16 protein-coding genes are annotated in these 13,535 nt (G+C 70.5%); 3 read left to right on the forward strand and 13 right to left on the reverse strand.

The genetic code is table 11. The features are described from left to right. Positions 1-44: 44 nt before the first annotated feature. The 5 genes from ABZ463_RS15555 to sigE all read right to left on the reverse strand — a co-directional run bounded on the left by ABZ463_RS15555 (position 45) and on the right by sigE (position 4,494). Complete coding sequence (locus tag ABZ463_RS15555; protein ID WP_352016551.1) at positions 45-422, reverse strand: sec-independent translocase; 378 nt, start codon at positions 420-422, stop codon at positions 45-47. Between the two features lie 106 nt (positions 423-528). Beyond that, complete coding sequence (locus ABZ463_RS15560) at positions 529-2,160, reverse strand: trypsin-like peptidase domain-containing protein (RefSeq protein WP_362776505.1); 1,632 nt, start codon at positions 2,158-2,160, stop codon at positions 529-531. A 96-nt stretch (positions 2,161-2,256) separates the two neighbouring features. After that, entirely contained in the window at positions 2,257-3,282 is a 1,026-nt protein-coding gene (locus tag ABZ463_RS15565; protein WP_362776507.1) for a sigma-E factor regulatory protein RseB domain-containing protein, read from the reverse strand. Continuing rightward, positions 3,279-3,809: a zf-HC2 domain-containing protein gene (locus ABZ463_RS15570; RefSeq protein WP_352016548.1), complete on the reverse strand. Its 531-nt coding sequence runs from the start codon at positions 3,807-3,809 to the stop codon at positions 3,279-3,281. Before ABZ463_RS15570 ends, ABZ463_RS15565 begins: the two co-directional genes overlap by 4 nt. A 52-nt stretch (positions 3,810-3,861) precedes the next feature. Continuing rightward, positions 3,862-4,494, reverse strand: a complete 633-nt coding sequence (gene sigE / locus ABZ463_RS15575) for an RNA polymerase sigma factor SigE (protein ID WP_352016547.1) — start codon at positions 4,492-4,494, stop codon at positions 3,862-3,864. A gap of 172 nt (positions 4,495-4,666) precedes the next feature. On the opposite strand from sigE, the gene ABZ463_RS15580 reads away from it, so the two are divergent. Next, entirely contained in the window at positions 4,667-5,317 is a 651-nt protein-coding gene (locus ABZ463_RS15580; protein WP_362776510.1) for an O-methyltransferase, read from the forward strand. Positions 5,318-5,326: 9 nt separating this feature from the next. Here ABZ463_RS15580 and ABZ463_RS15585 read toward each other — a convergent pair whose 3' ends face one another. From ABZ463_RS15585 to ABZ463_RS15600, 4 genes are all read right to left on the reverse strand, one after another. Next, entirely contained in the window at positions 5,327-6,784 is a 1,458-nt protein-coding gene (locus ABZ463_RS15585; protein ID WP_362776512.1) for a leucyl aminopeptidase, read from the reverse strand. Between the two features lie 175 nt (positions 6,785-6,959). Then, positions 6,960-7,127 carry a DUF3117 domain-containing protein gene (locus ABZ463_RS15590; protein WP_012894793.1) on the reverse strand — a complete coding sequence of 56 codons (168 nt, stop codon included), beginning with the start codon at positions 7,125-7,127 and terminating at the stop codon, positions 6,960-6,962. Between the two features lie 378 nt (positions 7,128-7,505). Continuing rightward, positions 7,506-8,051: a DNA-3-methyladenine glycosylase I gene (locus tag ABZ463_RS15595; RefSeq protein ID WP_362776514.1), complete on the reverse strand. Its 546-nt coding sequence runs from the start codon at positions 8,049-8,051 to the stop codon at positions 7,506-7,508. Then, on the reverse strand, positions 8,048-8,851 hold the full coding sequence (locus tag ABZ463_RS15600; RefSeq protein WP_362776516.1) for a hypothetical protein: 804 nt from the start codon (positions 8,849-8,851) through the stop codon (positions 8,048-8,050). Before ABZ463_RS15600 ends, ABZ463_RS15595 begins: the two co-directional genes overlap by 4 nt. 42 nt (positions 8,852-8,893) lie before the next feature. Here ABZ463_RS15600 and ABZ463_RS15605 point away from each other — a divergent pair, with 42 nt between their 5' ends. Then, positions 8,894-9,193: a hypothetical protein gene (locus ABZ463_RS15605; RefSeq protein ID WP_352016542.1), complete on the forward strand. Its 300-nt coding sequence runs from the start codon at positions 8,894-8,896 to the stop codon at positions 9,191-9,193. Here ABZ463_RS15605 and ABZ463_RS15610 read toward each other — a convergent pair. The 3 genes from ABZ463_RS15610 to dapE all read right to left on the reverse strand — a co-directional run bounded on the left by ABZ463_RS15610 (position 9,170) and on the right by dapE (position 11,839). Further along, positions 9,170-9,757, reverse strand: a complete 588-nt coding sequence (locus ABZ463_RS15610; RefSeq protein ID WP_362776519.1) for a TIGR00730 family Rossman fold protein — start codon at positions 9,755-9,757, stop codon at positions 9,170-9,172. The genes ABZ463_RS15605 and ABZ463_RS15610 overlap by 24 nt on opposite strands. A gap of 40 nt (positions 9,758-9,797) precedes the next feature. After that, positions 9,798-10,592 carry a TIGR00730 family Rossman fold protein gene (locus ABZ463_RS15615; protein WP_352016540.1) on the reverse strand — a complete coding sequence of 265 codons (795 nt, stop codon included), beginning with the start codon at positions 10,590-10,592 and terminating at the stop codon, positions 9,798-9,800. A gap of 182 nt (positions 10,593-10,774) precedes the next feature. After that, the gene (dapE, locus tag ABZ463_RS15620) at positions 10,775-11,839 is read right to left on the reverse strand and encodes a succinyl-diaminopimelate desuccinylase (protein WP_362776521.1); all 1,065 of its coding nucleotides are present in this window, start codon (positions 11,837-11,839) and stop codon (positions 10,775-10,777) included. 176 nt (positions 11,840-12,015) lie between these two features. Between dapE and ABZ463_RS15625 the strand changes: the two genes are divergently transcribed. Next, positions 12,016-12,867, forward strand: coding sequence for a hypothetical protein (locus tag ABZ463_RS15625; RefSeq protein WP_352016538.1), 852 nt, complete (start codon positions 12,016-12,018; stop codon positions 12,865-12,867). Here ABZ463_RS15625 and ABZ463_RS15630 read toward each other — a convergent pair. After that, the gene (locus ABZ463_RS15630; RefSeq protein ID WP_352016537.1) at positions 12,864-13,529 is read right to left on the reverse strand and encodes a DUF4178 domain-containing protein; all 666 of its coding nucleotides are present in this window, start codon (positions 13,527-13,529) and stop codon (positions 12,864-12,866) included. The two genes, ABZ463_RS15625 and ABZ463_RS15630, sit on opposite strands and share 4 nt — an antisense overlap. Between the last annotated feature and the right edge of the window lie 6 nt (positions 13,530-13,535).

Genomic DNA, 13,535 nt, shown 5'->3' on the forward strand with positions numbered 1-13,535 from the left:
ACGTACGGCGGGCCTCAAGAGGCCACTGCGGGGTCACCGAGAGGTCAGGTGGCCTCGGAGTCGTAGGGCGGGAGCTCGCCGTACCCCAGTTCGTCGAAGTCGTCCAGGACGTCGGTCCCCGTGCGGCCGGAGACGGCGGCCCCTCCGGCGACGCCCGCCGTGGCGCCGCGCCATTCGTCCTCCAGGTCACCGGTGAGGTGCTTGCGGACGAAGTTCTTCGGGTTCAGGTCGGTCGGGTCGAAGTTGGCGAACTCCGGCCCGAGACCGTCCTGCAGATCCTGCTTGGCGTTGTTGGCCATCTGCCGCAGGGAACGCAGCGTCTTGCCCGCCTGCGCGGCCGCCTGGGGCAGCTTGTCCGGCCCGAAGACGAGGAGCGCGATGACCACAAGCGCCAAGATCTCAGGCCAGCCGAGTCCGAACACCGTGATCTCCTAGCGGGATGACACCAAGGCGGCGCTCCGGGCACACGCCCGGAGCCTTTTCCAGACTAATGCCCACGACCCGTGCCCGCACCAGCCCCTCCATCGATCATGAGGGACTGGGCGTGGGCTGCGGGGACGCGGCACCGACGGTCACGACGACCGTCTTCTCCTGGCCGCCGCGCTGGAACTTCACCGTCAGCCTCTCCCCCGGCGCCTTGTTGCGGATCAGCGCGATCAGCTCGTAGCCGTCCTGCAGCACGATGCCGTTGACCTCGGTGATGATGTCCCCGGGCTTGAGCCCGGCCTTGTCGGCCGGCCCCTCGGGCTCGACGGGCTTGGTGGCGCCCCTGACCTCGGTGTCGATGCGGACGCCCGCGCCCTGGTAGGACTGGTCGATGGTGACGCCGATCCGGGACTTCTTCGCGGTGCCGGTGGTGATCAGCTCCTCGGCGACCCTGCGGGCGTGGTTGACCGGGATGGCGAAGCCGAGGCCGATGCTGCCGCTCTGGCCGCCGACCGACCTGCCGAGGGTGGCGATCGCCGAGTTGACGCCGACCACCTCACCCGCCGAGTTGACCAGCGGTCCGCCCGAGTTACCGGGGTTGATGGCCGCGTCGGTCTGGATGGCGCTCAGCCAGGTCGTGTCGGTGCTGTTCTCCTCACCGGCCTGGACGGGACGGTTGAGGGCGCTGACGATGCCCGAGGTGACGGTCCCGGTCAGGCCGAGCGGGGAGCCGATGGCGACGACCGGGTCGCCGACGACCACGTTGTCGGAGTTGCCGAGGGCGATCTCCGGGGCGCCGAAGGTCTCGTCCGGCTTGACCACCGCGAGGTCGGACTCCGGGTCACGGCCCACGACGTGGGCGGAGGTCGACTTGCGGTTGCTGAACTGGATCTGGATCTGGCTGTTGTTCGGCTCGGCCCCGGCGACCACGTGGTTGTTGGTCACCACGTAACCGCCCTTGATCAGGAAGCCGGAGCCGGTGCTCGCGCTCGTGCCCGCGTTGACCGACAGCGAGACCACGCTGGGCAGGACCTTGGAGGCCACGCCCGCGATCGACTCCGGAGCCCTGGAGTTGGAGCCGCTCGGCGCCGTCCCCAGCCGGTAGGACGGGTCGAGGTCGGAGTTGGCCGGGCGGGTGAGCAGGTAGGTGCCGAAGCTGCCCGCCGCGGAGGCCAGCAGCGCGATCACCACGGCCAGTACGGCCAGCGTGCCGGTGCGCGGGCCACGCCGCTCGGTGACGGCCGACCCGCCGAAGGTCCCGTCGTACGGCCCCGGCCCACCGGGAACCGGAGGCGCGGGCGGCGGTGCCCAGCCCAGCCCGAGGCCGTGCGCCCGCGACGGCGGGGGCGGCTGGTTCCCCGGAAAGCCCCCGGGGGCGGCGAAGACCGCGGTGTCGCGGTAGGTCCTGCCCGACGGGTCTCCCCAGCCGCCGTTGGCGGGAGGCGCGGCCTGACGCCCGGTCCAGTCCTCGTATCCGGGCCCCTCGGGCTCCCGGGCGCCCCAGCGGGCACGCCCCGGGGGCTCACCGAGCTGGCTCCAGCCCTCGCCGTACCCCTGGGAGCCCTGGACTCCGTGGGACCGGTCCACCGGCGAGGGAGGCGTCTGCCCTGCGGGCAGGAACTCCGGCCTGGAGAACTCCGAGGTCGCGCCTGCACCGCCTCTGTCGTCGGTGAGGCCCGACTGCGTACGCCCCTCGGCGTCGTCCGCCTCGTGGGTACGGTTCTCGTCGGTCATCGAATGTTCACCACTCCTCGCCTCGCATGAGGCAACTCACCGGGGGGCACCCGGCAATCTTCCCCTGAACGGCATACGAGAGACGTAAAACGCGCCCTATCCGAAGGGATTGACCCAGGAAAGCAGGCGGTGGGCTCCTCTGCCCAGCCGGTTCCACAGGTTCGGGGCGGGTTCGTGGGGCAGTGCCGCGACCGCGGCGTCGACCGTGTCGGCCGGAGCGTCCGCGAAGACGGTGTAGACATGGTCCCCACTGGCCCAGATCGTCCCCTGCTCGGCTGAGTTCCGCATCCAGATCGTATGCCCGTCATGACGCTGGGCATGCCACCCACGGAGCTTTTCCCCATCAAGCACACCAGAGTCCACGAAAACCGACACGACCGACAACCCATCCGAATATCCCAGATACAAGTATCCGGCAGGTGCGGTGTGCGCCGCGAACAGCTCAAGGCGACCGGGCAACTCGGCGGGGAAACGCCACCCCCGGTCCAGGAGCTCGGGCACCTCGCCCAGGTCGAGCCCGCCCGGAGGCGGCACGGGGACGACGCTCCCACGCGCCACCGGATCGAGGGTCAGGTCGAGGAAGCCGCCCACGTGGACGGTCCGGCCCCGGCCGTCGAACAACTCACGGCGCAGCGCCAGGCCCCCCGACTCGTCCAGCCAGTAACGCGCCGCGGGTGTGCCGTCCGTGCGCAGGACGTCCACCAGGTGGGCGGCACGTCCGCCGGTACGGGTCCTGCCCGCGTCGACCACCCGGTAGTTGCGGGCCAGCACCTCAAGCATCGTCTCCGAGGGGGCGGCCATGCTCCCCGCGGGGGTGCCGGGGTCGACCCAGCCCGCCGTACCCGAGGGGCGTGAGCTCACCGACAGGCCGCGCCCGGGGACGTTGCGGACCTCGACCATGGAGGAGAAGGACCCGGAACGGCCCCAGGTCGTGACGTACTGGGTGCCCGAGTAACCGCGCCCCCTGGCCGCGGCGGCCGCCTCACGCAGCAGCCGCAGGCCCGTGTCCTCGTCACGCTCGCCCTGCTGCACAGACTGCTGTACGGCTCGCGCCGGGCTGCCCGCCACCAGGCCCAGCACCATGGCGACCACCACGGCCAGGCAGGCGGGCAGCCGGATCACGGAGTCGGCGAGAAGCTCGGAGTCGCCGAGCCTCCGTACGGGGCGGTGTTCCTGTGCTGGTTGGCGAACATGTCGACCGGAGGCACACGCGGGCCGGGGTCGGGACCGCCGACGACGAACAGCGTGCCGATGGCGACCGCCGCGGAGGCGACGCCGACCGCGACGTAGCCGACCCTGCGGGCACGGCGCGTCGACGCGGCCCGCCCGCGCGGCCGGTTGTCCGGCGGCGCGACGGTGTGCATGCCGGGGATCGGCGCCCCGCCGAAGGTCCGCGAACCGCTGGGAAAAGGCCGCTCACGCGGCGGTAGCGGGTCGCCGGGGTCGGCCATCCGCAGCAGGGACATCGTCAGGTCGGCGGGCATCGCGGGCCCGTCGAGCGACCTCAGGCGGCTCTTCAGCGCCCGCATGGCCTCCACCTCGGCCCTGCAGGAGGCGCAGAAGGCGAGGTGGGACAGCGCCCGGTCACGCTCGTGGTGGTTCAGCTCGCCGTCGACCAGCGCGGAAACACGTTCTCCAAGATGACTCATGACCACTCCTTGCCAAGCGGCTCGTCGTGACATTCGTCATAACTGCGGCTTCTCATGCGAGTTCCTCCCCGCGGGTGATGGTCGGGGGGAGTTGATCTCCGCGGGGCGCGCGGTGTTCCAGCGCGTCACGCAGCTGAGCCCGGCCACGGTGGATACGGCTGCGGACCGTGCCGAGCTTCACGCCGAGTGTCGCGGCGATCTCCTCGTAGGACAGCCCCTCGATGTCACACAGAACGACGGCCGCGCGGAACTCGGGCGCGAGCGCGTCGAGTGCCGCCTGGATGTCGGGTTCGAGATGGGTGTCGTCGTACACCTGGGCGGGAGACGGCTCACGGCCACGCAGCCGTTCCGCCGCGTCGTCCGCCAGGCCCTCGAACCTGATGCGCTGCTTGCGCCGCGCCATGTCGAGGAACAGGTTGGTGGTGATGCGGTGCAGCCAGCCCTCGAAGGTCCCCGGAGTGTAGTTCGACAGGGACCTGAAGACCCGGACGAAGACCTCCTGTGTGAGGTCCTCGGCGTCGTGGACGTTACCGGTCAGCCGATAGGCCAGCCTGTAGACACGCGCCGAATGGGTCCGAACCACCTCCTCCCAGGTGGGAGGTGTCCATTCAGACACGGGAGTATCCGTCTGGTGGTCGAACTCGTCCACCAGCACTCCTCTCTCCGGGACCACCGCTATCGCCATAGTGCCTGGTTTCGTCCCTTCGTGCGCACTCACTACCCTCAGGACCGGCAAAGGCCGCTTAAACCGTGCAACGCACCAGGCATGACATGAGTTCCCGATCGGGCTTGGCTCCCCTAGGCTGCGACCCAGTCCCTATATGGCTCTGTACGGAGAAAGCGGGAAGGAGAGGCCGATGGCAGAGACGCCGACAAGTCCGTTGGAGGCCGCTCTGGCCTATGCCGAGGAATTCCACCGGGAGGACGAGATCCTCTGGGAGGCGCGCCGACGCGCCGCGGAGGTCGGGGTCACCCCCATCCCGCCCGGCACCGGCGCCGCGCTCTGTTTCCTCGCCTCGGCCACCAACGCCAAGGCCGTCGTGGAGGTCGGCACGGGATGCGGTGTGTCCGGGCTGTGGCTGCTGCGCGGCATGCGCCAGGACGGCACGCTCACCAGCGTGGACGTCGAGCCGGAGTACCAGCGCCTCGCCCGGCAGGGTTTCGCCCAGGCGGGCTTCCCCGGCGGCAGGACCCGCCTCATCACGGGACGGGCCCTGGACGTGCTGCCTCGTCTGTCCGACGGCGGCTACGACCTGGTCTTCTGCGACGGAGCCAAGCAGGAGTACGCCGACTACCTGGCCGAGGCGGTCCGCCTGCTGCGTGTCGGCGGCATCGTGATCTTCGACAGCGCGCTGTGGCAGCACAGGGCGACCGATCCCACCCGGCGTGACCCGGACGTCGTCGCCCTGCGGGAGCTGGGCAAGCTGGTCCGCGGTGACGAACGACTGCGCCCCCTGATGATCCCTCTCGGCGACGGCGTCCTGGCCGCCGTCAAACTCGGCTCCTAGCCGCCCGGCTCAGCTCCTGGTCAGCCAGTCGAGCAGCAGGCGCACGCCGTAGCCGGTGGCGCCCTTGCTGAGGAAGCCCTCGTCCGCGGTGCTCCTGCCGACGCCCGCGATGTCCAGGTGCGCCCACGGCCGCCCGCCGGTGAACTCGCGCAGGAACAGCGCCGCCGTGATGGAACCGGCGCCGTAGGTCGATCCGGCCTCGATGTTGGCCAGGTCCGCCACGCTCGACTCCAGCGCCGGAGAGTAGTCCTCGATGAGCGGCATCCGCCACAGCCGCTCCCCCGCCTGCGTGCCCGCCTCGGTCAGCTCGGCCGCCAGGGCGTCGTCGGAGGCGAAGACGGCCCCCACGTCCTTGCCCAGGGCCACACTGATCGCGCCGGTGAGCGTCGCGACGTCCACCATGACGTCCGGGTCGAGCTCGGCGTCGGCGTAGGCCAGCGCGTCGGCCATCACCAGCCGGCCCTCCGCGTCGGTGTTGAGCACCTCGACGGTCCGCCCGCCGTACTGGGTGATCACGTCGGAGGGGCGCTGGGCCGTACCGGAGAAGGCGTTCTCCGCGGCGGCGACCAGGGCGGTGACCCGCACCCGCGCGCCCAGCGCGGCGAGCGCGGCGACGGCCGCGATGACGGTCGCGGCGCCCGCCATGTCGGTCTTCATGAACTTCATGCCGTCGCTCGGCTTCAGGGACAGGCCGCCGGTGTCGAAGGTGATGCCCTTGCCGACCAGGACGACGTGCCTGGTGGCGCCCTGCGGGCTGTAGGAGAGCCGGACCAGGCGCGGCGGGCTGACCGAACCCTGACCGACCGCCAGGATGCCGCCGAAGCCCTCGGCGCGCAGCTCGCGCTCGTCCCACACCTTCACCTCGACGCCCCCGGCCGCCTCGGCGCGCTCCGTCGCGCGCTCGGCGAGCCACTGCGGCGTCTTGATCGAGGCCGGGGTGTTGGCCAGGTCCCTGGCGAACGAGACAGCCTCGGCGACCACGGCGCCCCTGGCGACCTCGGCCTCGACGCCGTCACCGACGAGCTCGACCAGGGCCGCGGGGGCGGACCTGGTCTCGCCGATCCTGAAGGTGTAGGTGGCCAGCAGCGCGCCCTCGACGAACGCTGCCACCGGCCCCTCCGGCAGCACGACCCTGATGGAGGACCTGCCCCTGCCCCGCCGTACGACCGTGGCGCCGGCCTTGCGCAGCGCGCCCGCCGAGCCGTCGCCGACCCCGTAGAGCAGCACCCGGCCGACGCCGTCGCCGTTGGCCACCGGGACCTCGACGACCTCACCGGCCTCGCCCTTGGCCTCGTAGTGCGCCAGCAGGGCCTCGACGGGCAGTGGCAGCTCCACCTCGGGCGCGCGGTCGGCGGAGAAGGGTACGGCGAGCAGCCCTGCCTCCCCGAGCGGCGGCACCCCCGCCGGGACGGCGGCCCCGGGTTCCGAAGGGGCACCGGTGAGCAGGGTGTACGGAGAGATGGGCATGTGGAACTCCAGTCATCAGCCGGGGGACACCGCGGCCCTGGCACGAGCCGCGCTCCGGCGGTCCGGTGGCCAGGGCCGTGTTCGTCGATCAGGGGCGCACGGGCCGCAGTGGCTGTCGTGCTCCGCGAACGAGATCGAGTCGGGGCCCGGCGTCACCGCTGGTCTCAGGCCGGGATCAGACGACGACCTTCTTCAACTCTTCGCCAAGGGCGCTGGCCTCGTCCGCCGAGAGCTCGACGACGAGCCGGCCGCCACCCTCAAGGGGAACCCGCATGACGATGCCCCTGCCTTCCTTGACGACCTCCAGCGGACCATCACCGGTCCTCGGCTTCATAGCCGCCATGCGTGTATCCCTTCCTGCTTCGGGCTCCGGATCTCCGACTGACCCGAGGGTGGCCGACGCATTCACGTCTTCTGTGATGTCCTATTATCCCGTCTCCGCGCTCGGAATGGGAACGATCAGCCCCAGCATCGACTCATCGGGCAATCAAGACCGTCCTTCGCGCTCGGGGACGGCCCCGCGGACATCCGGGCCGTCGCGGTCCGCGGGACCTCTCACTTCCCTGACCAGGCCACAGAGGTGGCAGGTTACAAAGCGGTCCCGGAGCGGGCGGGACGGGCGCGCGTGGCGGCGCGGAGAATTTACCGGACCGAGACGATCAACTGAACGGCCCGGGGGTCGCCGGGAAGGCGTTCCGGCTCGGCGGGGTCAGGTCCGAGGTCAGTAGGTGCCCCGCACCCAGCAGTCCTCCAGATGGTCGTTGACCAGTCCGATGGCCTGCATCAGGGCGTAGGCGGTCGTCGGGCCGACGAAGCGGAAGCCGTTCGCCTTGAGCTCCTTGGCGAGGGCCTTCGACCCGGGCGTCTGGGGAGGCACGTCCGCCAGTGTCCTGGGGACGGGCGCGCCGGGATTGGCGTGCTTCCAGATCAGGTCGGACAGGTCGACGTCGAGCGCGGCCCGCGCGTTCGCGACGACCGCCTCGATCTTGGCCCGGTTGCGGACGATGCCGGTGTCGGCGAGCAGCCGCTCGACGTCGGCCGCGCCGAACGCCGCGACGGCGGGGATGGAGAAATCGGCGAAGGCCGACCGGAAGTTCTCCCGTTTGCGAAGGATCGTGATCCACGACAGGCCCGACTGGAAGGCCTCAAGGCACAGGCGCTCGAACACCCGGTCGTCACCGGTGACCGGACGGCCCCACTCTTCGTCGTGGTAGGCGATGTACTCGGGCGCGGAGCTCACCCAGCCGCAACGTGTCGGTTCCGTCACCGGCCCTCCTTCACGCCCTGCTTCTCCCGCTTCTTGTCCTTCTCATCTTGCTCGTCCGGGTCCTTGTCGGCGCTCTCGGCGGGCTCGACGGCGCCCGCGGCGGACTCCTCAGGGGACCGTACGGTTTCCAGGGGCTCCTCGGGTTTGGCGGCTTCCTCGGCCGCGGGCTTCCCGGTTTCCTGAGGCTCCGAGGCTTTCCGGGGCTCTGCGGCCTCCCCGGGTTCTTCGGCCTCCTGAACTTCCCGAACGGCCTGGGGCTCGTCCGGCTCCTGAACCTTCTCGGGCGCGTTCACCTCACCGGTCTCCACCGGTTCGCCGGCTTCGGAAGCCTTCTGAGCTTCCTGAACCTTCCCGGGCTCCACGACCTCGTCCGTGTCCGTCTCTCCGGCCGCCGGCGGCTCCTCGGACTCGGGGTCCGCGCGCCGTACCGTGTCCGTGGGCCCGGGGAGGGCCTCGCGCATGACCGGCGGGGCCGTGAGGGCGGCGTCGTGGCGGGCCTGGAGCCTGCCCGCGAGCAGTTCGGCGATCTGCTGTTCGAGGACCGCGATCCTGGTGTCACGCTCGCTCAGCGCGTTCACCACGCGGTTGAGGGTCTCGTCGACGCTCTGCGTGTTGTAGCCGATCACGCTCACCGGCAGCTGCAGGGCCATGAAGTCGGCGGCCCCGAGTCTCTTCGGCTCGGGCAGCTCAAGCGGGGGGACGTCGGGGACGAATCTGGCCAGTTCACCACCCCGCCCCATGGAGACCGCCACGACTGCGGCGATGACGGCTAAGGCGGCGAGGGCGAGTACGACCAGCACATACGAATCGTGCCACAACTCCCACTGATCTAGGATCGCCTCATGACCGCTCTCACGGTGCTCACCCCCGGCGACCAGGGCGATTCCTCCTGGGCCGAGGCGAGATCGATCGCCGAGATCGAGAAGTTCGTCCGGGCCGGGCACACCGTCGTCGTCACGCCCGCCGACCTCGCGGGGCACGACGGAGAGGCCGCCGAACTCGCGGCGGCCTCCGTCTGCGCGTGGGCCGGAGCCAGGGTGTTCCGCACCAACCGTCCCGAGCAGGTACGGCTCGCGGTCGAGATGACCGAGTCGCTGGCCGGGCGGCGTCCCCCCGCGCTAACCCGCCGTGGCCTCGCCTAGCTCCTCGATGCCCGGCTCCAGGTGCCTGGTCCGCTTCTCCAGGTGCTCGAAGGCCTCCTCGACCGTGGTGGTCCAGGAGATCGCGTCGAAGACGTTGGGCCGGGTGAAGCCCTCCGCGTGCATGCCCTCGACCAGGCTCCGCAGCGGCGCGTAGAGCCCCCACGGGTCGAGGAGCACCAGCGGCCTGTCGTGGAGACCCAGAGTCCTGGTCGTCCAGATCTCGAACAACTCCTCCAGCGTCCCGATGCCGCCGGGCAGCACGAGGAAGGCGTCCGAGCGGGCGTCCATGACCCCCTTGCGCTCACGCATGTCGGTGGTGACGACCAGTTCGTCGGAGTCGTGGTCGGCGACCTCGACGTCCACCAGGGCCTGCGGGATCACCCCGACCGTACGGCCGCCGCCCGCCCTGACCGCTCTGGCGACCGCCCCCATGCACGAGACCGTCGCCCCGCCGCTGACCAGGGTGTGCCCGCGCCGGGCCAGTTCGGCCCCGACCTCCTCCGCCAGCGTCAGGTACTTCCTGTCGATCTTCCGGTGTGATGCCAGGAAAACGCATATGAACACATCGGAACCATAGTCGTGGCCCGGGATCGCGGGGAAACCCTTATTCGGCGTCGGCGACCGTGCTCCGCGCGGCCTGCTGTCCCTTCCCGAGACCGCTCGCCCGGTCCCTGTCGGCCTCGACGATGATCCGTACGGCCTCGTCCACGTCGTCGGTCACCTGGATGAGGTCGAGGTCGGCCGGGGAGATCTTGCCGGTGTCCACAAGGGTCGTCCTGATCCACTCGTACAGGCCGCCCCAGAACTCCGTGCCGAGCAGCACGACGGGGAAGGAGGTGACCTTGCGCGTCTGGACCAGCGTAAGCGCCTCGAACAGCTCGTCCAGTGTGCCGAAGCCGCCGGGCAGCGCGACGAAGCCGCGGGAGTACTTCACGAACATGGTCTTGCGTACGAAGAAGTAGCGGAACTCGATGCCGAGGTCCACATATTCGTTCATGTGCTGTTCGAAGGGCAGCTCGATGCCCAGGCCGACGGAGACGCCGCCCGCCTCCCTGGCACCGCGGTTTGCGGCCTCCATGCAGCCGGGACCGCCACCGGTGATCACGGCGTAGCCCGCCTCGGAAAGCCTGCGGCCGAGCTCCACGCCCAGTTTGTAGTCCGACGACTCCTGCGGGGTGCGCGCGGACCCGAAGACGGTCACCGCCTCGGGCAGTTCGGCGAGCTGACCGAATCCCTCGACGAACTCCGCCTGGATGCGCATAACCCGCCACGGGTCCATGTGCAGCCAGTCGGCGGGGCCCCTGCGGTCGAGAAGGCGCTGGTCGTGGGTGGAGTCGGAGACCAGGTCACCGCGGACGACCGCGGCTCCCTGACGGCGTTCGGGGCGTGTCTTCTTCATGCCGAACACGCTAGCGCCGCTTCTGGAAAAATCTTGAAAATTCTGGGGGAAAACCGGGAACCGGATTTCTCCGGAGCCACGTCTAACTGCCGAGGGTGCTGCTCGGGACTGAAAGTGGCTTTCCCCGCCAAATGGCCGGCGAGGAAAGCCACTTTCATTTGTGCCCGTGTACCGTGCGGCGCTCAGCCGCGGAGCCAGCCGATCATCCTGCGTTCACAGTCGGCGATCTTCTCCAGCGAGACGTACTCCCCCCGCTGGTGCGCCAGATTGGGGTCGCCGGGACCGTAGTTGACCGCGGGAATCCCGAGCCCGGAGAACAGCGAGACGTCGGTCCAGCCGAGCTTGGCCCTGGGCGTGCCGCCGACCGCGGCGACGAAGGCCCCGGCGACCGGGTCGGTCAGCCCGGGACGCGCGGCCGGGGCGAGGTCGGTGAAACGGAGCTCGAACCCGTCGAAGACCTCGCGCACGTGCTCCTGCGCGGCGTCGAGGGAGAGATCGGGGGCGAAGCGGTAGTTGACGGTCACCACGCACTCGTCGGGGATCACGTTGCCCGCGACGCCGCCGCGGATCGCCACCGCGTTGAGCCCCTCGTGGTATTCGAGCCCGTCCACGACCGGCTGCCTGGCCTGGTAGGCGTTGAGGATCTCCAGCACCGGCATGGCCCGGTGCACGGCGTTGACGCCGAGCCACGACCTGGCGCTGTGCGCCCTCCTGCCCCGCACGGTGATCTCGGCCCTGAGCGTGCCCTGGCAGCCGCCCTCGATCTCGCCGTCGGTCGGCTCCATGAGGACGGCGAAGTCGCCGGTGAGCCAGTCGGGGTGGTCGAGGCTGAGCCTGCGCAGGCCGTTGCGCTCGGCCTCGATCTCCTCGCAGTCGTAGAAGACGTAGGTGACGTCCCTGGCTGGCTCGTCGAGCGCGGCGGCGAGTTTCAGCGCGACCGCGACGCCCGCCTTCATGTCCGAGGTGCCGCAGCCGTACAGCAGGCCGTCCTCGACGTGGCTGGGCAGGTTGTCGGCGACCGGGACGGTGTCGATGTGGCCCGCGATCACCACCCGCTCGCTCCGGCCGAGCCCGGTCCTGGCCACGATCGACTCGCCGTCACGGTCGACACGAAGGTGCGGCAGTGCCCGCAGTGCCTCCTCGACCGCGTCCGCCAGGACCTTCTCGTCTCCGCTGACCGACTCGATGTCCACGATTCGCGCGGTCAGCGCGCCGACGTCCTGTGTGAGGTCCAGCCGCGTACTCATGCGGCGACCCTATCCTCAGCCGGTCTTCGGCCGCCCCGGACCCGGCCGTCCGCCGTCACGAAGGGCGATCCCGTTCGCAAAACCTGTGAAACGATAACAGAGCGCGACGGCTCCTCCGGGGGTTCGCAGGAAGTGCCGTCGCCTTCCCGCTGTCTGCGATCGGTAGGTTCTTCAGCGTGCGTCGGCGCTTCTCCAAAGGGGTCATCGCGATCGTCGCGATCGTGACCGTGCTCGCCGCGGCCATCACCGTGGGGGTCTTCACCCTGATCAACCGGGTGACGCCGTTCCGGGAGACCGGTGAGGGGTGCAAGATCACAACGCCCGGCGGCACGCTCGAACTGGAGATCGACCAGGCCCAGGTCGCCTCGGTCATCGCGGCGGTCGCCGCCCGCAGGAAGCTGCCCGAACGGGCGGTGGTGATCGCCTACGCCACCGGCATCCAGGAGTCCAAGCTGCTGAACCTGCCCTTCGGCGACCGTGACTCCGTCGGGGTCTTCCAGCAGCGGCCCTCACAGGGCTGGGGCACCCCCAAGCAGCTGATCGACCCGGTCTACGCGTCGGGGAAGTTCTTCTCCGCGCTGGTCAAGGTGAAGGGCTACCTCAAGCTGCCGCTCCACGAGGCGGCGCAGCGGGTGCAGCGCTCCGCCGACGGGTCGGCCTACGCCCAGCACGAGGACGAGGGCAAGATCCTGGCGGCGGCCTTCACCGGGCGGGTGCCCAAGGCCGTGCACTGCTGGTTCCCCGAGCCGACCTCGACCCCCCGCACGTCGGGCACGGCCACCACGACACCGCGCCCCCCTGCGGACAGGGCGATGCGCGGGCTCGTGCACGCGCTCGGCGCCAATGCCACGTTCGAGGCGGCGTCCTCACGTGACGGCTGGCTGATGGCGAGCTGGTCGGTCGCCCACGCGCAGAAGTTCGGGCTGCGGCGGGTCCGCTACAGCGGCCAGGCGTGGACGTCCGCCGACGGCGAGAACGGCTGGCGGCCCGACACGACCACCCCCAAGGGCAAGGTCGACATCTCCTAGGCCCGTTTCTGGATGGTGATGGAGCCCGGGGCCAGGGGCTGGGCGTAGGAGGAGGTCCAGGGCTCGTCCTGGGGACGGTCGAAGGAGAGCAGGCGGCCGTCGGAGGCCCGGTAGTCGGCGAAGTCGAGCAGGCCGCGTTCGGGCATGAAGGTGACGCCCTCCGAACGGAAGGCCGCGGTGCCGCGGCCGACGGGGAAGAACTCGACGCCCTCGACGCTCAGCGTGGTCCTGGCCGGGACCATGCCCTGTGTCGGCACCGGCGTCCACAGCAGCACCTCCAGGTGCGGCGCGTCGGAGTCGGAACCGGTCCGCGTCTCGATCGACAGCCACTGGTAGCGGCGGCTGCCGTCGTCGAGGAGGTACTCGGTCCACTCGACGCCCTGCGACGACAGGTACAGGGCGCCCAGGACACGGGTCCGCACGCCCTGGCAGTCGATCGTGTCACCGACCTTGATCGTGCGAGGGTCGGGGTAGTCGATGCCGACATGGCCCGCGCTCGGCCTGGCAGGCTCCGCGGCCTGTGCCGCCTGGACGGGGGACTCGCCGGGGGCCCCGGACCCGCGTGGCCTCCTGTCCTGACGCGTGGTCGCGAACAGCGCGCCCAGCAGCAGAACGAGCGTGACCGCGCTCAGTCCCAGTATCGCGGCGACCTCAGGGGTCATGGCGCG

Origin of the sequence: Streptosporangium sp. NPDC020145, assembly GCF_040631275.1 — a bacterium.
Lineage (GTDB): Bacteria > Actinomycetota > Actinomycetes > Streptosporangiales > Streptosporangiaceae > Streptosporangium.